The organism is Nocardioides sp. Root151, assembly GCF_001427925.1.
In the GTDB taxonomy this organism is placed as follows: domain Bacteria; phylum Actinomycetota; class Actinomycetes; order Propionibacteriales; family Nocardioidaceae; genus Nocardioides.
The window spans coordinates 295,231-314,375 of the sequence record NZ_LMGG01000007.1; the positions used below are offsets into that span (position 1 = coordinate 295,231).

General features: G+C 69.8%; 21 protein-coding genes and 2 tRNA genes. 16 read left to right on the top strand and 7 right to left on the bottom strand.

The window, feature by feature from the left end; all coding sequences use genetic code 11:
* Nucleotides 1-28 precede the first annotated feature (28 nt).
* Nucleotides 29-715, top strand: a complete 687-nt coding sequence (locus ASD66_RS18990; RefSeq protein WP_056684961.1) for a metal-dependent transcriptional regulator — start codon at nt 29-31, stop codon at nt 713-715.
* Here the strand turns inward: ASD66_RS18990 and ASD66_RS18995 are convergent.
* On the bottom strand, nt 702-1,562 hold the full coding sequence (locus tag ASD66_RS18995) for a Sir2 family NAD-dependent protein deacetylase (protein WP_056682313.1): 861 nt from the start codon (nt 1,560-1,562) through the stop codon (nt 702-704). The genes ASD66_RS18990 and ASD66_RS18995 overlap by 14 nt on opposite strands.
* Entirely contained in the window at nt 1,559-1,828 is a 270-nt protein-coding gene (locus tag ASD66_RS19000; protein ID WP_056682311.1) for a DUF2277 domain-containing protein, read from the bottom strand. The genes ASD66_RS18995 and ASD66_RS19000 overlap by 4 nt, the downstream gene beginning before the upstream one ends.
* A 92-nt stretch (nt 1,829-1,920) precedes the next feature.
* On the opposite strand from ASD66_RS19000, the gene ASD66_RS19005 reads away from it, so the two are divergent.
* The 3 genes from ASD66_RS19005 to ASD66_RS19015 all read left to right on the top strand — a co-directional run bounded on the left by ASD66_RS19005 (nt 1,921) and on the right by ASD66_RS19015 (nt 5,476).
* On the top strand, nt 1,921-3,093 hold the full coding sequence (locus tag ASD66_RS19005) for a saccharopine dehydrogenase family protein (RefSeq protein ID WP_056682305.1): 1,173 nt from the start codon (nt 1,921-1,923) through the stop codon (nt 3,091-3,093).
* 83 nt (nt 3,094-3,176) lie between these two features.
* Nucleotides 3,177-3,941 (top strand): hypothetical protein, encoded by a 765-nt coding sequence (locus tag ASD66_RS19010; protein WP_056682303.1) that lies wholly within the window; start codon nt 3,177-3,179, stop codon nt 3,939-3,941.
* A gap of 167 nt (nt 3,942-4,108) precedes the next feature.
* Nucleotides 4,109-5,476 (top strand): MFS transporter, encoded by a 1,368-nt coding sequence (locus ASD66_RS19015; RefSeq protein ID WP_056682301.1) that lies wholly within the window; start codon nt 4,109-4,111, stop codon nt 5,474-5,476.
* Nucleotides 5,477-5,534: 58 nt separating this feature from the next.
* Here ASD66_RS19015 and ASD66_RS19020 read toward each other — a convergent pair.
* Nucleotides 5,535-5,607: transfer RNA gene (locus ASD66_RS19020), tRNA-Arg, on the bottom strand.
* 140 nt (nt 5,608-5,747) lie between these two features.
* Between ASD66_RS19020 and ASD66_RS19025 the strand changes: the two genes are divergently transcribed.
* Nucleotides 5,748-6,950, top strand: coding sequence for an LCP family protein (locus tag ASD66_RS19025; RefSeq protein WP_056682298.1), 1,203 nt, complete (start codon nt 5,748-5,750; stop codon nt 6,948-6,950).
* A gap of 2 nt (nt 6,951-6,952) precedes the next feature.
* A complete protein-coding gene (locus ASD66_RS19030) occupies nt 6,953-7,141 on the top strand; it encodes a hypothetical protein (RefSeq protein WP_056682293.1) in 189 nt (62 codons plus the stop codon).
* A gap of 88 nt (nt 7,142-7,229) precedes the next feature.
* Here the strand turns inward: ASD66_RS19030 and ASD66_RS19035 are convergent, their stop codons facing one another.
* Together ASD66_RS19035 and ASD66_RS19040 are read right to left on the bottom strand one after the other, a co-directional pair.
* A complete protein-coding gene (locus tag ASD66_RS19035) occupies nt 7,230-7,571 on the bottom strand; it encodes an MscL family protein (RefSeq protein ID WP_056682289.1) in 342 nt (113 codons plus the stop codon).
* 74 nt (nt 7,572-7,645) lie between these two features.
* A complete protein-coding gene (locus ASD66_RS19040) occupies nt 7,646-8,311 on the bottom strand; it encodes an SAF domain-containing protein (protein WP_056682287.1) in 666 nt (221 codons plus the stop codon).
* Between the two features lie 134 nt (nt 8,312-8,445).
* On the opposite strand from ASD66_RS19040, the gene ASD66_RS19045 reads away from it, so the two are divergent.
* Nucleotides 8,446-8,811, top strand: a complete 366-nt coding sequence (locus ASD66_RS19045; RefSeq protein ID WP_056682285.1) for an FmdB family zinc ribbon protein — start codon at nt 8,446-8,448, stop codon at nt 8,809-8,811.
* A 58-nt stretch (nt 8,812-8,869) separates the two neighbouring features.
* The gene (locus ASD66_RS19050) at nt 8,870-11,443 is read left to right on the top strand and encodes a penicillin acylase family protein (RefSeq protein ID WP_056891884.1); all 2,574 of its coding nucleotides are present in this window, start codon (nt 8,870-8,872) and stop codon (nt 11,441-11,443) included.
* 4 nt (nt 11,444-11,447) lie between these two features.
* Here the strand turns inward: ASD66_RS19050 and ASD66_RS19055 are convergent, their stop codons facing one another.
* Nucleotides 11,448-12,011, bottom strand: a complete 564-nt coding sequence (locus tag ASD66_RS19055; protein WP_056682282.1) for a 5-formyltetrahydrofolate cyclo-ligase — start codon at nt 12,009-12,011, stop codon at nt 11,448-11,450.
* A gap of 59 nt (nt 12,012-12,070) precedes the next feature.
* Between ASD66_RS19055 and ASD66_RS19060 the strand changes: the two genes are divergently transcribed.
* The 7 genes from ASD66_RS19060 (at nt 12,071) to ASD66_RS19090 (ending at nt 17,301) form a co-directional block, all read left to right on the top strand.
* The gene (locus ASD66_RS19060) at nt 12,071-13,450 is read left to right on the top strand and encodes a UTP--glucose-1-phosphate uridylyltransferase (RefSeq protein WP_056682281.1); all 1,380 of its coding nucleotides are present in this window, start codon (nt 12,071-12,073) and stop codon (nt 13,448-13,450) included.
* Complete coding sequence (gene glp, locus ASD66_RS19065; RefSeq protein WP_056891885.1) at nt 13,443-14,675, top strand: gephyrin-like molybdotransferase Glp; 1,233 nt, start codon at nt 13,443-13,445, stop codon at nt 14,673-14,675. The genes ASD66_RS19060 and glp overlap by 8 nt, the downstream gene beginning before the upstream one ends.
* A complete protein-coding gene (moaC, locus tag ASD66_RS19070) occupies nt 14,675-15,145 on the top strand; it encodes a cyclic pyranopterin monophosphate synthase MoaC (RefSeq protein ID WP_056682275.1) in 471 nt (156 codons plus the stop codon). Before glp ends, moaC begins: the two co-directional genes overlap by 1 nt.
* Complete coding sequence (locus ASD66_RS19075) at nt 15,142-15,639, top strand: molybdenum cofactor biosynthesis protein B (RefSeq protein WP_235530164.1); 498 nt, start codon at nt 15,142-15,144, stop codon at nt 15,637-15,639. The genes moaC and ASD66_RS19075 overlap by 4 nt, the downstream gene beginning before the upstream one ends.
* Complete coding sequence (locus ASD66_RS19080) at nt 15,636-16,220, top strand: GNAT family N-acetyltransferase (protein ID WP_056682271.1); 585 nt, start codon at nt 15,636-15,638, stop codon at nt 16,218-16,220. The genes ASD66_RS19075 and ASD66_RS19080 overlap by 4 nt, the downstream gene beginning before the upstream one ends.
* Nucleotides 16,221-16,321: 101 nt before the next feature.
* Nucleotides 16,322-17,161 (top strand): hypothetical protein, encoded by an 840-nt coding sequence (locus ASD66_RS19085; RefSeq protein ID WP_056682268.1) that lies wholly within the window; start codon nt 16,322-16,324, stop codon nt 17,159-17,161.
* A 67-nt stretch (nt 17,162-17,228) separates the two neighbouring features.
* A tRNA-Ala gene (locus ASD66_RS19090) sits at nt 17,229-17,301 on the top strand.
* Nucleotides 17,302-17,401: 100 nt separating this feature from the next.
* Here the strand turns inward: ASD66_RS19090 and ASD66_RS19095 are convergent.
* Entirely contained in the window at nt 17,402-18,373 is a 972-nt protein-coding gene (locus ASD66_RS19095; protein ID WP_056682265.1) for a GlxA family transcriptional regulator, read from the bottom strand.
* Nucleotides 18,374-18,498: 125 nt separating this feature from the next.
* Between ASD66_RS19095 and ASD66_RS19100 the strand changes: the two genes are divergently transcribed.
* On the top strand, nt 18,499-19,134 hold the full coding sequence (locus ASD66_RS19100) for an isochorismatase family protein (RefSeq protein WP_056684956.1): 636 nt from the start codon (nt 18,499-18,501) through the stop codon (nt 19,132-19,134).
* The last annotated feature ends 11 nt before the right edge of the window (nt 19,135-19,145 follow it).

Sequence of the window (19,145 nt, forward strand, 5' to 3'; positions counted from 1 at the left end):
CACCCACCGGTAGGCAACAATGGGGCACGTGAGCGACCTGATCGACACCACCGAGATGTACCTCCGCACGATCTACGAGCTCGTGGAGGAGGGAATCGTGCCGTTGCGGGCGCGGATTGCCGAGCGCCTGCACCAGAGCGGCCCCACCGTGAGCCAGACCGTGGCCCGCATGGAGCGTGACGGCCTGCTGACCGTCGAGGGCGACCGCCACCTCGAGCTCACCGACGACGGCCTGCGCCTGGCCACCCGCGTGATGCGCAAGCACCGCCTGGCCGAGCGGCTGCTCACTGACGTGATCGGCCTCGACTGGGAGTTCGTGCACGCCGAGGCCTGCCGGTGGGAGCACGTGATGAGCGAGACCGTCGAGCGCCGCCTGATCGAGCTGTTGGGCCACCCGACCGAGTCGCCGTACGGCAACCCGATCCCGGGCCTCGACGAGCTGGGCCAGAGCGGCGTCGGCGAAGACTTCATGGAGGGCGTCGAGTCGCTCTCAGCGGTCGCCGGATCGGACGAGTCGCGGGTGCACATCCGCCGCATCTCCGAGGAGATGCAGAAGGACGAAGACCTGATGGGCGCGCTGCGCCGGGTCGGTGCCGTGCCCGACAAGACCGTCGTGGTGATCGCCACCGAAGACGGCGTGCTGATCGGCTCGGGCGGCGAGACCGCCGAGATCATCCCCGAGGCGGCCGACCACATCTTCGTCAAGCGTCTCTGAGCTCCGATCTGCTTCGAGCGCTGAGCGCACCGAGGAACTCACTGGTCCCGGCGTGCAGCGTGTACGTCGCAAGGTCGTCGCCGCGGGTCGTCCCGCGGTTCACGATCACCACGGGCACACCGAGCTTCGCGGACCGCTTGACGAACCGCAGGCCCGACATCACGGTCAGGGACGAGCCGGCCACCAGTAGCGCCCCGTCGCGCTCTGCCAGGGCCTCGACCGCGTCGTAGCAGCGCTGCACCCGCGCGGCCGGCACGTTCTCGCCGAAGAAGACCACGTCGGGCTTGAGCACCCCGCCGCACGCCTCGCAGTCGGGTACGACGAAGCCGGCCGTGTCGTCGAGGTCGACGTCCCCGTCGGGTCGTGACGCGACGTCGGCGTGCGCGTCGGCGTACCCGGGATTGAGCAGGTCGAGCCGTTCGTGGAGCGCCGACCGGCTGCTGACCGTGCGGCAGGACAGGCAGATCACGTCGGAGATGCGGCCGTGCAGGGCGATCGGGTTGCTGCCGGCGGCCTCGTGGAGGCCGTCGACGTTCTGGGTGACCAGCAGGTCGACACGGCCGCGGGCCTCGAGCAGGGCCAGTGCGCGATGGCCGGCGTTGGGCAGCGCGTGGTGCATGCGGCCCCAGCCGACGTGGCTGCGCGCCCAGTAGCGCTGTCGGGCCGGCGGGCCGGAGACGAACTCGCCGTAGGTCATCGGCGTCCGCGCCACGGAGTCGGGGCCGCGGTAGTCGGGCACGCCGGAGTCCGTGGAGACCCCGGCCCCGGTGAGGACGACGAGCGGTCGCGCGGCGAGGAAGGCGAGGGCCTCCGTCGCGAGCGCCTCCGTCGCGGGTGCCTCTGTCAACGGGCGTATCTCAGCTCGGCACGGGCCTTGCGCTTCTCGGCCTCCACCTCGCGGTTCTTCGGCGGGACGTTGGTGACCAGCTTCTCCAGCAGGTGCGCGGTGATGTGGGCGATCTCGTGCACGGCCTCGTCGAAGGCGGCCTGGTTCGCCTGGGCCGGCTTGGTGGTCCCGCTGACCTTGCGGACGTACTGCAGCGCGGCGGCGGTCACCTCGTCCGGAGTGGCGGGCGGCTCGAAGTTGTTGAGGGGTCGGATGTTGCGGCACATGCCCACAAAGGTACGCCGGACCCACGCTGGTTGAGGAGGTCGTTCTGCGACCGACTCGAAACCAGGCTGCGGCTCTAGGGCACGATGTGGACATGGCTGATCGCGAGTTCGACATCGTCCTGTTCGGTGCCACCGGGTTCACCGGAGGCCTCACCGCCGAGTATCTGGCGCGGCACGCTCCGGCCCGCCTGCGCTGGGCCCTGGCCGGCCGCAGCAAGGCGAAGCTCGAGGCGGTGCGTGATCGCCTCGTCGCGATCGACCCGCGGCTCGAGGTCATGGAGCTGCTCGTCGCCGACGCCGCCGATGCGGCCGCCCTGGGCGAGGTGGCGGCCCGGGCCCGCGTCGTGATCAGCACCGTCGGCCCCTACCTGGCGTACGGCGAGCCGCTGGTCGCCGCGTGTGCAGAGAAGGGCACCGACTACGTGGACCTCACCGGCGAGCCCGAGTTCGTCGACCGGATGTGGCTGGCCCACCACGACACTGCGGTCGCCTCGGGTGCGCGCCTGGTGCACTGCTGCGGCTTCGACTCGATCCCGCACGACCTCGGCGTCTTCTACACGATGCGGCACCTGCCGCCGGACGTGCCGGCGAACGTGCGGGGCGTCGTACGCAGCAATGCGACGTTCTCCGGCGGCACCTTCCACTCCGCGCTCGGTGCGATGGAGCGGGCCCGGCAGATGAAGGCCGCCTTCGCCGAGCGTCGGCGCAAGGAACGGCGCTCTGAAGGCCGGTCGAGCCGTGCCGTGGCCGGCAAGCCGCACCGCGACAGGCTCCTCGGCTACTGGCTCCTCCCGCTGCCGACGATCGACCCGCAGGTGGTGCAGCGCAGCGGTGCGGCCCTGGCGTCGTACGGCCCGAAGTTCATCTACTCGCACTACGCCGGCACGAAGACGCTGCGCTACGCCGCGGGCGGGGCCGTCGGGGTCACCGCGCTGGCGGCGGCCGCGCAGGTCGGGCCGGTGCGCAACTTCCTGAAGGGCAAGGTCAAGCAGGGGGAGGGTCCCTCCGAAGGACGACGCCGCAAGTCGTGGTTCACCGTCGACTTCGTCGGCGAGGCCGGCGGCGAGGTCGTGCACACGCGGGTCTCCGGGGGCGACCCCGGCTACACCGAGACCTCGAAGATGCTCGCCGAGTCGGCGCTGTGCCTGGCCTTCGACGAGAACCCCGAGACCGCGGGCCAGGTGACCCCGGCGGTGGCCATGGGCGACCGCCTGCTCGACCGCCTGCGCAGCGCAGGAATGGGGTTCGAGACCATCACTGGTTGAGGCTCGGTTTGCGCCCGGGGACGGTGGGGGAGGGTGTCGGCACCAGACCCTGACCCAGGGCCCGCAGAGAAGGAACTACCCCCATGCGCAACCGCCGCCTCCGTGCCGGAACCACCGTCGTCGCCGCCGTGCTCGTCCCCCTGCTGGGACTGAGCGCCTGTGGGTCCGACGACAAGGACGACGACAAGTCCTCGACCAGCGACTCACCCGCGCAGCCGAGCAGCGACGAGCCCACCGACGAGACCAGCGAGACTCCCTCGGAGACGCCGTCCGAGGAGCCCTCCGAGGCGACCACCGAGGAAGCCGGCTCGACCGGTTCCCTGCCCTCGTGGGCGCTGCCGGTCACCAAGCCGGGCGACCTGCTGACCACTGCCGAGGTCGGCGACGTGACCGTCGCGGTCTACCAGGTGGGCCACGAGAAGGCGACCGACGACGGCAACTTCGTCGACCCCGACACGAACAAGCCCATCCTGAAGAAGGGTGACGACCTGATCTTCGTCAACTACGTGATCACCAACAACGGTGACCCGATCGACCTCGGCTCGAGCCGCGTCTCGATCAGCGCGCGCTACGACGACTGGAAGTGGATGCAGGGGATGGACAGCGACACCGACGACTCGGTCTTCGAGTCGCAGGGTGTCAACCAGGACGACCTGGGCCCCGACGGCTACAACGAGCGCGGCATCTACACGTTCGGCACCGGCGAGACCTACTCGTTCGGCGAGAACTTCGCCTACCAGAAGAACTCGCCCATCACCTTCGACGTGACCATCACGCCGGTCGACGCCGAGGGCGAGCTCCAGCACGACCTGAAGTCCGAGGGAGAGATCAAGACCACGATCAAGTGACGGCTCGGATCACTGGGTGGGGACCAGGACCCGAACAGGGGTGATTGAGACCTGCGGGCGCTGAAAGGCGCCCGTGGTCAACCCTAGGCATTGCCCCGGTGTGACGCACGCCACGGGCTGTCAGGGTGACGGGAATGTCCGAAAAAGACCTGAATCGGAGTCCCCTCATGACCAGCACCTCAGCCTCTGCGGAAGCCCGCCGCAGCCGTACCCTCCACTGGGTGGTCGGGCTCTCGTTCGCGGCCCTGCTCTTCGACGGTTACGACCTGGTCGTCTACGGCACCGTGGTCCCCACCCTGCTGGCCGACAAGAGCCAGATCGGTGCGCTCACCCCCGAGCAGGCCGGCACGCTCGGTAGCTGGGCGCTGATCGGCGTGCTCGTGGGTGCGCTGACCGCGGGCGCCATCGGCGACCTGGTCGGCCGCCGCCGGATCATGCTCGTGAACATCGCCTGGTTCTCGGTCGGCATGGCGCTGACCGCGACGACCACCAGCATCTTCACCTTCGGCGCCGGTCGCTTCCTGACCGGCATCGGAGTCGGGGCGCTCGTGGCCACGGTGGGTGCCCTGGTCGCGGAGTTCGCTCCGGCCGACCGGCGCAACCGCTACAACGCGATCGTCTACAGCGGCATCCCGGCCGGCGGCGTCTGTGCCGCCCTGGCCGCCATCGTGCTCGACGACGTGGCCGGCTGGCGCGGCCTGTTCTGGATCGGTGCCCTGCCGGTGCTCCTCCTGCTGCCGTTGGCCTGGGCCAAGCTGCCGGAGTCGCCGCTCTGGCTGCTCTCTCGCGGTGAGACCGAGCGGGCGGCCGCGGTGTCGCGTCGTACCGGCGTCGCCCTGCCGGCTGCCGGCACCGTTCCCGCCACTCAGGCGACCAAGGCCGACAAGGTCGGCTACGCGGCGCTCGCCTCGCGTCCCTACCTGGTGCCGACCATCCTGCTCGGCCTGATGAGCTTCTCGGGCCTGCTGCTGACCTACGGCCTCAACACGTGGCTCCCGCAGATCATGGAGGGCAAGGGCTACGGCAAGGACTACGCGCTCGCCTTCCTGCTGCTGCTCAACCTCGGCGCCATCGTCGGTGGGCTGATCGCCTCGTGGGTGGCCGACCACAAGGGCGCCCGGCGCGTGGTCGCGACCACCTTTCTGCTGGCCGCCGTGGCGCTGCTCCTGATGCCGTTCGACCTGCCGTTCACCGTGCTGCTGGCCGCCGTTGCGGTCGCCGGCGTCGGGTCCATCGGCACCCAGGTGCTGATCTACGGACTCGTGTCCAACTACTACCCCACCTCGGCCCGTGCCGCGGGCGTCGCCTGGTGTGCCGGGTTCGGCCGCCTCGGCGGGATCGTGGGCCCGGTGATCGGCGGCATCCTGGTCGGCGCCGGAGTCGGCGGCAGCACCGCGTTCCAGCTGTTCGCCGCGGTCAGCGTCGTCGGCGCGGTGGTCACGCTCTGCGTGCGGGGTGTCGCCGGAGGTCGTACGTCGACCGCGGTCACGCCCGACGAAGAGGCTGCCGTGGCCCGGGACGCCGTACCGGCCTGAGGCGATGCACGAGGGCCCGGCACCGGAGTCGATTCCGGTGCCGGGCCCTCGTCGTACGTGCCCCAGGCAAGAGTCGAACTTGCGACCTTTCGCTTAGGAGGCGGCTGCTCTATCCACTGAGCTACTGGGGCGGGCGGCAGACATCCTGCCATGCCCCCATTGTCGTTGTTTTGGCGGATTCAGGGTTGAACCGCACAATTTGGGAGGCTGCATTACCGTTCAACGGGCGCAGCCCGCGCACGACACCCCATTCATCGAGTGAGAAGTTCGAGTGAGCAACGACGACCCGACCGGCCGCCACCGCGGCGAATCCGAGCACAAGCATCGCCTGCTGAGCGTGCTCGGATACGGGATCCTCGTCCTCACCCTCGGGTTCGGGCTCTTCGCGGTCTACACCTACCGGCACCTCAACGAGAACCTCAACGTGCTCAACGTCGACAAGCAGCTCGGCGACGATCGACCCGACCAGGCTGACCTGCAGAAGTCCGGCAAGCCTTTGAACATCATGGTCATGGGGTCCGACTCCCGTGAAGGCTCGGGCAACAACATCGACGGCCTCACCGGTGGTGGCCAGCGCTCGGACACCACGATGGTGCTGCACCTCTCCGCCGACCGGAAGTTCGCGTACGGCGTGAGCCTCCCGCGCGACGCCATGGTCGAGCGACCGACCTGCTACGACGACGACATGGAGGAGATCCCCGGGGGCTTCGACATGTGGAACGCCGCGTTCGCGTACGGCGGCCCGGCGTGTGCGATCCGCCAGTTCGAGCAGCTCTCCGGAGTGCGCATCGACCACTTCGTCGTCGTCGACTTCAACGGCTTCAAGGACATGGTCGATGCCATCGACGGCGTCGAGGTCTGCATTCCCGAGGACGTCGACGACGACGTCGGCAACATCCACCTCAAGGCCGGAACCCGCGAGCTGGAGGGCCAGGAGGCGCTCAACTACGTGCGCGTCCGCCACAACATCTCCAACAACGGCGACATCGGCCGGATGAAGCGCCAGCAGGCCTTCATCGCGGCGATGGTGAACAAGGTCAGCTCCAAGGGCGTCCTCGGCCGGCCTGACCGCCTGTTCAGCTTCCTCGACGCGGCCACCAAGTCGCTCACCCTCGACCAGCGGCTCGGTTCGGTCGTGAAGATCAAGAACCTGGCCGAGCAGTTCCAGAACATCGGCACCGACAACATCAAGTTCATCACCGTGCCGTGGGACTTCTACGAGCCCGACCCGAACCGCCTGGTCTGGGCCGAGGACGCGAACCTGCTCTGGAAGAAGATGAAGTTCGACGAGCCGCTGAGCAAGCGGCTCAGCTCCGACGTGATCACCGCCGCGCGGCGCCCGGGTTCCACCGCGACGCCCGACCCCGACTCCACCGAGTCGCCGTCCGCGGATCCCTCCGACGAGGCGACCGAGCCCACCGAGGCGGAGACCGACGCGGCCGAGGCCGCCGAGGCCAACGGCCTCTGCGCCTGATCATGGCTACCCAGGACCCACCCGAGGAGGAGGCGGCTCCCGAACAGGAGACCGCCTGGCAGCGCCGCAAGCGCCTGGCCGCGATCTTCGGTGACGTGCTGCCCGAGACCACCGGCGACGAGCGCGGGGCGGACTCGTCCGGCAAGCCCGACGACTGGTACCGCAGCCAGGTGCCTCCCCACCACGGCTGACCGCGTTCGATCTCACGGGACTTGAAATGGCAACGAGGCCCGCCCCCTCCCAGGGGTCGGGCCTCGTTGACTCAGGCGTGAAGAGAACTCAGGCCTTGGTGGCGAGCGAGTCGCGGATCTGCGTGAGCAGGTCGACCTCGGTCGGGCCGGCGGCCTCGCCCGGGAAGAAGCGCTCCTTGGCCTTCGTGTAGGGCACCACGACGAAGAAGTAGACGACGGCACCCATGATGATGAAGGCGATGACGGCGTTGAGGAAGGCGCCGAACGAGTTCAGCTCGTTGCTGAAGACGTCCTCGGCGCTCTCGGGGAGGAGGCTGGTCAGCCAGTTGGTGAAAGTGCTGACGACGTCAGCGAACGCCAGGGCCATGATCAGACCGGTGGCGATCTCGACGAGGTTCCCGCGGAGCAGGAAGTTCTTGAACCCATCCATTGATTTATCTCCTTCTTGATCCGGCCCCCCGAGGGCGCCGGAATCCCAATATGGGGACTAGACAGCGCAACACGCTAGCGTGAAATCGTGGCGGAGAGATAACGCGTCGCCGCAGCAGAAGCGACAATTTCGGACATGCTGGTCGACGTGGCGACGACCACCAGGCGACCGGACGTGCCGATCCGGGCACTCCGCGCACCCTCCTCGGGCAGCGCGATCACCGCCACGTCGTCACCGACGCGCTCGGTGTCACCCGTGCGCTGGTCGGTGGCCAGCAGGTCGATGCGGTCACCGACACGCAGCAGCGCGACCGCCCCGTCGTCGGGCACCCGCACCGGCACGGCGACCATGCCGGGGTAGCCGTCGAGCAGGCCGGCGCCGACCAGGCGTACGTCGGTGACCGGCTCCCCGCGACGCACCGGACCGGCGGTCGTGCGCCCCACGGCGTACGACGCGCTGGCCACCCGGTCGGGCGCGGAGTCGGCAGGGAGGTCGACGGTGGTGAGGTCGGCCGCGGACAGGGTGGCACCGGCCGGCAGGTCGCGCGCAGCGACGGTGACCGTGACCGTGGGTGGGGGGCTCGGCGCCATCGTGCGGACGCCGGCGAAGACCGCCCCGGCCACACAGACGGCACAGAGCAGGCGGCGTCGGGCCAGGACGGCCCGGCGCACGCCGTGGCGCAGGTCGCCGAGGCGGCGGCGGAGGTCGGGGCTGGACGGAGCTGAGCGTGTGCTGGCCATGGCAGCGAGGCTAGGTCGCCGCGGACGAGCGTGGATCGGTTCTCCACAGGTGTCGTACCATTGGCAGTCGGCCCGGCCGAGTGCCAGCCCGCGTGCCAGCCGATCACACCGCTCTCCCGGAGGATTTCCAGCCCGTGCCCACCTACCAGTACGCCTGCACCGAGTGCGACCACGCCTTCGAGCAGGTCCAGAAGTTCAGCGACGACGCGCTCACCGTCTGCCCGGTCTGCGAAGGCCGCCTGCGCAAGGTGTTCAACGCAGTGGGCGTGGTCTTCAAGGGCTCCGGCTTCTACCGCACCGACTCGCGAAGCGGGTCGAGCTCGTCGCTGCCGTCCTCGGGCGGCAAGGAGTCGGGCGGCAAGGACTCCGGCAGCAAGGAGTCGGGCAGCTCGAGCAGCAGCAGCGACTCCGGCAGCTCGTCCGCCAAGGACTCGGGCAGCTCCAGCAGTTCGAGCAGCTCGTCCAGCAGCACCACCTCCAGCGCGTCCTCCAGCTCCTGAGCACCCCCACGGGGACAATGCCACTGTGGGAATGGGCCGTGGCGGGAGTGGGCCGAGCGTGAACCTCAGGCAGGGCTGGACGACCTTCCGTCAATGGCCGTGGGCCGCGCGCTGGGCGTCGTACGTCGCAGCGGTTCTCGTGCTGGCACTGGTCGCCAGCCTGGTCACCGGCGTCGTGCTGGTGCGCAAGCCGTTCCCCCAGATGGACGGCGAGATCGCCCTGCCCGGCCTCGAGGGTGACGTCACGGTCGTCCGCGACGAGCACGGCATCCCACAGATCTACGCCGACACCACGGCCGACCTGATGCGGGCACAGGGCTACGTGCACGCCCAGGACCGCTTCTACGAGATGGACGTACGCCGCCACATCACGGCCGGCCGCCTCTCGGAGATGTTCGGCGAGACCACCCTCGAGACGGACAAGGCGATCCGCACGATGGGCTGGCGCCGGGTTGCCGAACGTGAGCTGGCGATGTTGCAGCCCGACACCCGGGCCGCGCTCGAGGCGTACGCCGACGGGGTGAACGCCTACCTCGAGGACCACTCGCTGTCGGAGATCTCCCTCGAATACACGCTCCTGCGCGCCGGTGGGCTCGACTACCACCTCGAGGAGTGGAGCCCGGTCGACTCGCTGGCCTGGCTCAAGGCGATGGCCTGGGACCTGCGCGGCAACATGGACGACGAGATCTCGCGCGTGCTGCTCTCGGTCAACCACACCCCCGAACAGGTCGACGAGCTCTACCCGCCGTACGACTTCGAGAAGCATGCGCCGATCGTCGGGCAGGGCGCCCTCGTCGGCGGGCGTTACGAGCCGGAGGCCACGCGTCCGGGCAGCCGCAACCCGGCCCGCCCGGCGTACACCGCCGCACAGGTGCGTGCCGTGGCGAGCGCGCAACGCGGCATGGACGCCGTGCCCGCGCTGCTCGGCAAGGGCGAGGGAATCGGCAGCAACAGTTGGGTGGTCGACGGCGAGCACTCGAGCACCGGCAAGCCGCTGCTTGCCAACGACCCGCACCTGGGCACGAGCATCCCCGGCATCTGGTACCAGGTCGGGCTGCACTGCCGCACCGTCTCGGAGGCCTGCCCGTTCGAGGTGTCCGGCTTCAGCTTCTCCGGCGTGCCCGGCGTGGTGATCGGCCACAACGCCGACATCGCCTGGGGCTTCACGAACCTGGGCCCCGACGTCACCGACCTCTACCTCGAGAAGCTGGACGGCAACACCTGGTTGTACGACGGCCGCTACCGACCGCTGAAGACGCACACCGAGACCATCAAGGTGCACGACGGCGAGGACTTCGAGCTGACCGTGCGGGAGACCGACCACGGGCCACTGCTCTCCGACGTGTCGAAGGAGCTCAGCACCGTCGGGGCGAACGCCGAGGCGCCGAAGGGCCAGGACCGTGGCAACGGCTACGCGGTGGCGCTGCGCTGGACGGCACTCGATCCCGCGCCCACGGCCGACGCGATCCTCGAGCTCAACCGGGCCTCGGACTGGAACGAGTTCCGCGCCGCCGCAGCCGACTTCGCCGTACCGGCGCAGAACCTCGTCTACGCCGACCGTGAGGGCCACATCGGCTACCAGGCGCCGGGGCGCATCCCGATCCGCAAGTCCGGCAACGACGGCTCCGTGCCGGTGGCCGGGTGGCTGCGGGAGAACGACTGGAGCAGCCTGACGATCCCGTTCGACGCGCTGCCCACCCTCTACGACCCGAAGGACGGGTTCGTGGTGACCGCGAACCAGGCCGTCGTCGACGACTCCTACCCGATGTACCTCACCGACGACTGGGACCGCGGCTACCGGTCGCAGCGGATCCGCGACGTGATCGAGGCCGAGGGCGAGCTCTCGATCGACGACATGACCGCTCTCCAGCTCGACGACCGCAGTGCGCTGGCCGACGTGTTGGTGCCCTACCTGCTCGACATCAGGTTGCCCGGCGGCTACCGACGCGACGGGCAGAAGGTGCTCGCCCGCTGGAACCACGTGCAGGGTGCGACGTCCGCCGGCGCGGCCTACTTCAACGTGGTGTGGCGCAACCTGCTCGAGCTGACCTTCCACGACGAGATGCGCACGTCCCTGCACCCCGACGGCGACAGTCGCTGGTTCTCGGTGGTCTCGAACCTGCTCGAGGACCCGGCGAACCCGTGGTGGGACGACCGCGGCACCCGGACCGTCGAGGACCGCGACGAGATCCTGCGGAAGGCGATGCTGCAGGCCAGCGACGAGATCATCCGGCTGATGGCGCGCGACCCGCACGACTGGGAATGGGGTCGGCTGCACCGCCTCGAGCTGCGCAACCAGACCCTCGGCACCTCCGGCATCGACCCGGTCGAGGCACTGTTCAACCGCGACTACCGCGTCGGCGGCGGCAGCTCGCTGGTCAACGCCACCTCATGGGACGCGGCGGAGGGCTACGAGGTCACCTCCGCGCCGTCGATGCGCATGGTGGTCTCGCTGGCCGACTTCGACGACTCGCGCTGGATCAACCTGACCGGCAACTCCGGCCACGCCTTCCACCCCAACTACACCGACCAGACCGAGCTGTACGTCGAGGGGCGCACGCTTCCGTGGGCGTTCAGCCCGGACGCCGTCGACGAGGCCGAGGAGCACACGCTCACCCTCACCCCGCCGTGACGCGTCAGAACCGTCGGATGCCCGAGGGTGTGGCGGCCGCGGTCACGGGTCGGTCGTGCGGCTCGACGGGCACCTGGTCACGCAGCTCGTCGTCGTAGAGCAGCACGCAGACGAACGTGCCGACCGGCACCCGCGCCAGTGCCCGGTCGTAGGACCCGCCGCCCCGGCCCATGCGCATCCCGTCGCGGCCCACGGCCAGTCCGGGCACCAGCACGACCTCCGGCGTGGCGATCGCATCCAGGCCCAGTCTTGGTCCGGTCGGCTCGAGCAGCCCGCGTCTGGCCTGTTCAAGTGAGCCGTCGTACGCCGCCCAGTCGAGGTCGTCGTCGGGGGCCAGCACCGGCAGGATCACGCGCTTCCCGGCGGAGACGAGTCCGTCGAGCAGCAGTCCGGTTCCCGGCTCGGTGCCGATCGAGACGTACGCCGCGACGCTGGCCGCCCGGCGTACCTCCGGAGCGGCCAGGAGATGCTCCGCGAGGGCGACTCCACCGGCCGACACGTCGGCCAGGGACAGCCGGTTGCGGGCGGTGACCACCTGGTCCCGCAGGGCGGTCTTGGCGACGGTCATGTCCCATAGGTTAGGGCGTGGTTGTTGTCCCGGGCGCTGGTCGGCCTACGATCGAAGGCATGGGCAGTTCCGCACTGAGACGTGCACTCGACAAGATGGCCGACGCAGACATCGAGCCCGGTGCTCGTGAGGTCTTCGCGCACTACTTCCGCCTGCTCGAGGTGGGTGAGACGGGGATGATCCCTGAAGACGCCATCGAGCCGCTGGAGATGGAGTCGCTGGCCGACGTGAGCGTCGCCGATGACGCGGCCTCCGCGGCGATCGCCACGACGGCGGTGATCAAGCTGAACGGCGGCCTCGGCACCTCGATGGGCATGGACCGTGCGAAGTCGCTGCTGTGCGTGCGGCGCGGACTGTCGTTCCTCGACATCATCAGTCGGCAGATCCTCTCGCTGCGCAAGGAGTACGGCGCGCCGCTGCCGCTGATCTTCATGAACAGCTTCCGCACCTCCGAGGACACCATGGCGGCGCTGGGTCGCTACGAGGACCTCCCGGTGCCGGGGCTGCCGCTGGAGTTCCTGCAGAACAAGGAGCCCAAGCTCCTGACCAAGGACCTCTCCCCGGTTGTCTGGCCGAAGAACCCCGACCTCGAGTGGTGCCCACCCGGCCACGGCGACATCTACACCGCGCTGGTCGGCAGCGGGCTGCTCGACCAGCTGATCGAGGCCGGCTACGAGCGGGTCTTCGTCTCCAACTCCGACAACCTCGGCGCGGTGCCCGACGCGCGGGTGGCCGGGTGGTTCGCCGAGTCCGGTGCCCCCTTCGCCATCGAGGCCGTACGTCGCACCGCCGCCGACCGCAAGGGTGGCCACTTCGCCCGGCGCAAGGCAGACGGACGCATCATCCTCCGCGAGACCGCGCAGACCCTGGAGTCCGACCGACCGGCGCTGGCCGACCTCGACCGGCACCGTTACGCCAGCACGAACAACCTGTGGTTCGACCTGGCCGCGATGAAGCGGACCCTGGCCGAGCGCCACGGCGTGCTGGGGCTGCCGTTGATCCGCAACATCAAGCACGTCGACCCCGGTGACAAGACGTCGCCGGAGGTGATCCAGGTCGAGACCGCGATGGGCGCCGCGATCGAGGTGTTCGAGGGGGCCCGCACCATCGAGGTGGGCCGCGAGCGCTTCGTGCCGGTGAAGACCACCGACGACCTGCTGGTGCTGCGCTCCGACGTCTACGACCTCGGCTCCGACTTCGTGCTCGAGCAGGCCGGTGAGCGCATCCCGCTGATCACCCTCGACCCGTCGTTCTACCGACTGGTCGGCGAGTTCGACAAGCGGTTCCCCCAGGGCGCGCCGTCCCTGCGAGGCGCCGGGTCGTTGAAGATCGACGGCGACTGGACCTTCGAGTCCAACGTGAAGGTGACCGGTGAGGTGGAGCTGCCAGCGGAGAAGGGTGCCCAGCGCGTGGCCTCGGGGACGGTGCTCGATGGCTGAGCCCCTCTCGACTCAGCCGATCCCCGTGCGTGAGCACGTTGCCCGCATCCTCGACACGATCGAGCCCCTGGGCGTCTACGGCCAGACCCTGCTCGACGCCGGCGGACTGCCGATCGCCGAGGACGTCACGTCGCCGATGCAGCTGCCGCCCTTCGACAACTCCGCGATGGACGGCTACGCGGTGGCGTTCCACGACGTCGCCGACGCCGCCGAGGACCACCACATCCACCTGCCGGTGGTGGGCGAGATCGGTGCCGGCCAGGCCCGGCTGGTCGCCCTGTCGCCCGGCACGGCAGTGAAGATCATGACCGGTGCGCCGGTGCCGCACGGTGCCGACGCCGTGGTGCCCTACGAGTGGACCGACCGGGGCGTCGCCCAGGTGCAGATCACCCGGGCGCCGCGCGAGGGCGAGCACATCCGGCGGGCCGGCGAGGACGTCGAGACCGGCGAGGTGCTGGTCTCCGAGGGCACCGTGCTCGGTCCGCGCCACATCGGCCTGCTCGCCGCCGCCGGTCGTGCCGAGGTGCAGGCCCGCCCACGCCCCCGCGTGGTGGTGATGTCGACCGGCACCGAGCTGCGCGACCCCGGTGCGACGCTGGCGCCCGACTCGATCTACGACTCCAACTCGTTCATGCTGGCCGCGGCCGTCCGCGAGGCCGGCGGCATCCCGTTCCGCGTCGGTGCGGTCCCCGACGACGCGGCCGGGTTCACCGAGGCCTTGCAGGACCAGCTCGTGCGCGCCGACATGGTGATCACCAGCGGTGGGGTCAGCGAGGGCGACTACGACGTGGTCAAGGAGGCCCTGCGCGACACGGGTTCGATGTGGTTCGGCAAGGTCGCGATGCAGCCCGGCAAGCCCCAGGGCTTCGGCCTCGTCGGAGATGACGAGGTGCCGATCTTCACGTTGCCGGGCAACCCGGTGTCGGCGTACATCTCGTTCCAGGTGTTCGTGCTGCCGGCACTGCGCAAGCTGCAGGGGCGTACGCCGTACGAACGGCCCACGCGCACCGCCCGGCTGACCCATGGCCTCTCCTCGCCGGAGGGACGCCAGCAGTTCGTGCGCGCCGACTACGACGCCCGAGTCGTGACGCCGGTCGGCGGCCACGGCTCGCACCTGCTCGGCGACCTGGCCGCGTCCAACGCCCTGATCAACGTGCCGGCCGACGTCACCTCGCTCAAGCCCGGCGACTCGGTCGAGGTGCTCCTGCTCGACGAGGCCTTCTGATGGGCGACCGGCTCACCCACGTCGACGAGAGCGGCGCGGCCCGCATGGTCGACGTGTCCGGGAAGGCGGTCACGGCGCGCGAGGCGACCGCCTCGGGCCGGGTGCTCGTCTCCACGGCCGTCGTGGCGCTGTTGCGCGGCGACGGCGTGCCGAAGGGCGACGCGCTCGGCGTGGCCCGGCTGGCCGGCATCATGGGCGCCAAGCAGACCCCGTCGCTGATCCCGTTGTGCCATCCGCTGGCGATCTCGGGCGTGACGGTCGACCTGGTCGTCGGCGACGCGTCGGTCGACATCAGGGCCACGGTGCGCACCACCGACCGCACCGGCGTCGAGATGGAGGCACTGACCGCGGTCTCGGTGGCTGCCCTGACCGTGATCGACATGGTCAAGGCCGTCGACAAGGGCGCGGTGATCACCGACGTGCGCATCGAGGCCAAGTCCGGTGGCAAGTCGGGGGAGTGGACCCGTTGACCATTCCGCCGGCGCCGCCACTGCGGGCCGCCGTGGTGGTTGCCTCCAACCGCGCCGCCGCCGGGGTGTACGCCGACGAGACCGGCCCGCTGATCGTTTCTGCCTTGCAGGGTTGGGGATTCTCGGTTTCCGAGCCGTCCGTCGTACCGGACGGTGATCCGGTCGCCGAGGCCATCAGGTCGGCAGTGGAGGCCGGGGCGCGAGTGGTCCTGACCACCGGCGGCACCGGACTGACGCCCACCGACCGCACGCCCGAGGCGACCCGCCCGCTCCTCGACCGCGAGGTGCCGGGCATCGCCGAGGCGATCCGTGCGCACGGTGTCGGCAAGGGCGTGCCGACCGCGGCCCTCTCAAGGGGCCTGGCCGGGGTCTCGGGAAATTGCCTGGTGGTGAACCTTCCCGGATCGCGTGGCGGCGTGAAGGATGGGCTGGCCGTGCTCGAACCCCTGCTGCGGCACGCCGTCGAGCAGATCATCGGAAGCGACCACACATGAGCCATTGGCCCGTCACCTTGGAACACGGCGAGGTGACGCTGCGGCCGATCGAACAGTCCGATGCTCGTGACTGGCGCGATGCGCGCAACCGCAACGCCGTGTGGCTCAAGCCGTGGGATGCGACGGTCCCGCCGGGCGCCCGGGCCCGACCGGCCACGTTCCGGGGAATGGTCAAGCGGCTCACCAGGCTGGCCCGCGACGACGAGGCGATGCCGTTCGTCGTCGAGGTCGACGGCGAGTTCGCCGGCCAGGTGACCGTCAGCAACATCGTCCGGGGCTCGGGGCAGTTCGCCTCGATCGGCTACTGGATCGACCAGCGGTTCGCCGGACGCGGCGCGATCCCGCTGGCCGTGGCGATGGCGATCGACTACTGCTTCCTGGTGGCCGGGCTGCACCGCATCGAGATCTCGATCCGTCCGGAGAACACCAACTCCCTGCGGGTCGTGGAGAAGCTCGGCATCCAGCAGGTCGGCTATGCGCCGCGGTTCCTGCACATCGACGGGGCCTGGCGCGACCACCGGCAGTTCGCGATCACCGCCGAGGAGTGCCCCGGTGGCCTGGTCCGCCGGCTCGAGTCCTGAGCGTCTCCCCGCCGGCCAATCACACACGTCACACCAGTTGTTTTGCGACACACCTATGGACATCCGCCTCACAGTTCGCTAAGGCTCATAACCTCTGAGGCGTGGAACTGTCCGGAATCATCTTCGTCGCCCTCGCCGTTGCCTGGGCGGCCTACCTGCTGCCCAAGGCCCTGCGACACCACGACGAGGTGTCGCGAAGTCGCTCGGTCGAGCGATTCTCGAACACGATGCGGGTGCTGGCCCGCCGCGAGCCGGTCACCGGCTCCAGCGCACGCCTGGTTGTCCAGCCCGGCCGCTCCGACAACGCCACCGAGGTGACGGTCAAGGGCGCGGCGGCGTCGACTCCGGGTGCCACGCCCGCCCAGATCCGCGCCCGTCGCGAGGCCACCCGGGTGGCCACCGCGCGCCGTCGCCGCGTGTTCAGCATCCTGCTCTTCCTCAACGTCGCGGTTGCCGCGGTCGCCACCGCCGGTGTGGTCGGCTGGGTGTGGCAGTCCGCACCGGCCGGCCTGATGGTGGTCTGGCTCGTGCTGTGCCGCCTGATGGTGCGGTCCGAGATCGCCGCCGACGCCGTACTCCTCGGGCACGCGCCCGTCGAGGACGCGGCACTCGAGGACGACGCCGACGACCTTCCGGCCGACTACGACGTGGACCGCAACGACCAGGGCTTCGACGAGGTCGCACCCTCGGCCGAGACCGCCACGATCAACGCGATCGACCCCGAGCTCTGGGACCCGGTGCCGGTCACCCTGCCGACGTACGTCAACAAGCCCGCCGCCGTACGCCGCACGGTCCGCACCATCAATCTGAGCGAGCCCGGGGCCTGGACCTCGGGTCGCACCGACGAGGACGCTGCGATCGCCCGCGAGGCCGACGCCGCGGACAAGGCCGAGCGGGACGACCGCGACCAGGGCGACGGCAAGGTGGCCGTCAACTCCTGATCCCCAATTCGGAACCGTCCGGACGCTGGTGATATCTTTTTTCCTCGCGTGAGTACGTCGACGCGATGGGGCTGTGGCGCAGTTGGTAGCGCGTCTCGTTCGCAATGAGAAGGTCAGGGGTTCGAATCCCCTCAGCTCCACAGATTGAGAACCGCTCCTCGCCTGCAGAGATGCCGGGAGGAGCGGTTTTCGTCTTTCCCGTGGCCGACCACGTGCCACCGAAAGCAGCCCGGTGGCGACCTACGTCAGCACCTCCTTCGTCGGGCCGAGCGGATCCGCGAACCGCTGACGGTAGGACGTCGGTGTGGTGGAGTACGCCGCGGTGAAGTTCTGGCGGAAGGTCACGACGCTGCGGAACCCGCTGGTGCGGGCGATGCGGTCGATGGGCCACGTGGTGCTCTCGAGGAGTCGTCGGGACTCGTCGAGGCGTCGGGCCAGGACCCAGGTGGCGGGGGTGGTGCCGGTGACTTCGCTGAAGCGACGGGTGAAGTTGCGCCGGCTCATCCGGGCGTGGGCAGCCAGGGTGTCGACGGTGAGGTCCTGGTCGAGGTGGGCCAGGGCCCAGTCGAGGGTGGGGCTCAGGTGGCCCACCCCTCCGGGCTCGGGGATCGGTCGCTCGACGTACTGGGCCTGACCGCCCTCGCGGTGGGGTGCGACGACGAGGTGTCGGGCGACGGTGGCGGCGGCAGTGGAGCCGAGGTGGGTGCGCACGATGTGCAGGCAGGCGTCGATGGCCGACGCGGTGCCGGCGGAGGTGAGGACGTCGCCGTGGTCGAGGTAGAGCGCTGAGGCGTTGACCTCGATCGCGGGGAACCGCCGGGCCAGCTTGGCGGCGGCGCTCCAGTGGGTCGAGGCACCTCGGCCGTCGAGGATGCCACTCTCGGCCACGGGGAAGGCGCCCAGGCACAGGCCGGCGACGCGGGCACCGTGTCGATGCGCCGCTCGGATGCGGTCGGTGAGGTGCTCGTCGGCAGGGGGAAGGTCGGTCGGCCACGACGGGAAGACGAGGAGGTCGGCATCGATCGCGGAGGGCCCGGCGACGTCGTCGATCAGGATCCCCTCGGCGGTGCGGATCGCCGTCCCGTCCTCGGTCCACACGGTCGTGGTCCAGTCGTCGGCGAGGCCGGCGCGGGTGACCTCGCCGAACACGAGCAGTGGTGCGGCGAGGTGAAACATGGTGATGCCTTCGAAGGCGTGAACGGCGATCCGCATGGTTGGCCCAATCTCATCGAAGTGTGTCAGTTGTGCCACTCACGGTAGCGCACCATCGAGACACACGATGGGTGCACGAGCAGAGCCGTCTGCTCACGCACCCGAGGAACCAGGAGAAGGTTGAGATGACCGCACCACGCAGAGCGCTGATCCTCGTCGACGTCCAGCAGGAGTACTTCGAGGGGATCCTGCAGATCCAGTACCCGCCGCGTGAGGAGTCGCTGGCCAACATCGTGCGCGCGATCGATGCCGCGGAGCAGCAGGGCCTGCCCGTGGTCGCGGTCCAGCACCAGCTCCCCGAGGGTGCTCCCGTCTTCGCCGTGGGCTCCCCGAGCTGGCAGCTGCACCCGGAGATCGAGAAGCGCGCCACCGCGTCGTGGAAGCGGGTGACGAAGAGCTGCGCCAGCGTCTTCGCCGGCACCGACGTCGCATCCTGGCTGGCCGAGCAGGGCGTGGACAGCATCACCGTCGTGGGCTTCATGACCAACAACTGCGACGTCGCCACCGCGGTGGCGGCCGAGGAGCTGGGTCTCTCGGTGGAGCTGCTGTCCGACGCCACGGGTGCGATCCACCTGGCCAACGAGCAGGGCAAGGTCGAGGCCCGGCGGCTCCACGAGACCCTGCTGACCCTGCTGCACTCCAATTTCGCCGCGGTCGCCACCACCGACGCCTGGCTCGCCGCCGTCGAGAGCGGTGCGCCCCTGCCCAAGAGCAATCTGGGTACGTCGGCCGTGCAGGGACGCGCAGCCTTCTCGGCCTAGCCCTGGATGGT

Bases quoted from the DNA above. Each gene is read 5' to 3' on its own strand.
- moaC (WP_056682275.1), top strand. From the start codon at position 14,675: ATGGGCGACCGGCTCACCCACGTCGACGAGAGCGGCGCGGCCCGCATG.
- ASD66_RS19095 (WP_056682265.1), bottom strand. From the start codon at position 18,373: ATGCGGATCGCCGTTCACGCCTTCGAAGGCATCACCATGTTTCACCTC.
- ASD66_RS19100 (WP_056684956.1), top strand. From the start codon at position 18,499: ATGACCGCACCACGCAGAGCGCTGATCCTCGTCGACGTCCAGCAGGAG.
- ASD66_RS19035 (WP_056682289.1), bottom strand. From the start codon at position 7,571: ATGGATGGGTTCAAGAACTTCCTGCTCCGCGGGAACCTCGTCGAGATC.
- ASD66_RS19040 (WP_056682287.1), bottom strand. From the start codon at position 8,311: ATGGCCAGCACACGCTCAGCTCCGTCCAGCCCCGACCTCCGCCGCCGC.
- ASD66_RS19060 (WP_056682281.1), top strand. From the start codon at position 12,071: ATGGGCAGTTCCGCACTGAGACGTGCACTCGACAAGATGGCCGACGCA.
- ASD66_RS19030 (WP_056682293.1), top strand. From the start codon at position 6,953: ATGGCTACCCAGGACCCACCCGAGGAGGAGGCGGCTCCCGAACAGGAG.
- ASD66_RS19010 (WP_056682303.1), top strand. From the start codon at position 3,177: ATGCGCAACCGCCGCCTCCGTGCCGGAACCACCGTCGTCGCCGCCGTG.
- ASD66_RS19015 (WP_056682301.1), top strand. From the start codon at position 4,109: ATGACCAGCACCTCAGCCTCTGCGGAAGCCCGCCGCAGCCGTACCCTC.
- glp (WP_056891885.1), top strand. From the start codon at position 13,443: ATGGCTGAGCCCCTCTCGACTCAGCCGATCCCCGTGCGTGAGCACGTT.
- ASD66_RS19080 (WP_056682271.1), top strand. From the start codon at position 15,636: ATGAGCCATTGGCCCGTCACCTTGGAACACGGCGAGGTGACGCTGCGG.
- ASD66_RS19005 (WP_056682305.1), top strand. From the start codon at position 1,921: ATGGCTGATCGCGAGTTCGACATCGTCCTGTTCGGTGCCACCGGGTTC.
- ASD66_RS19055 (WP_056682282.1), bottom strand. From the start codon at position 12,011: ATGACCGTCGCCAAGACCGCCCTGCGGGACCAGGTGGTCACCGCCCGC.
- ASD66_RS19000 (WP_056682311.1), bottom strand. From the start codon at position 1,828: ATGTGCCGCAACATCCGACCCCTCAACAACTTCGAGCCGCCCGCCACT.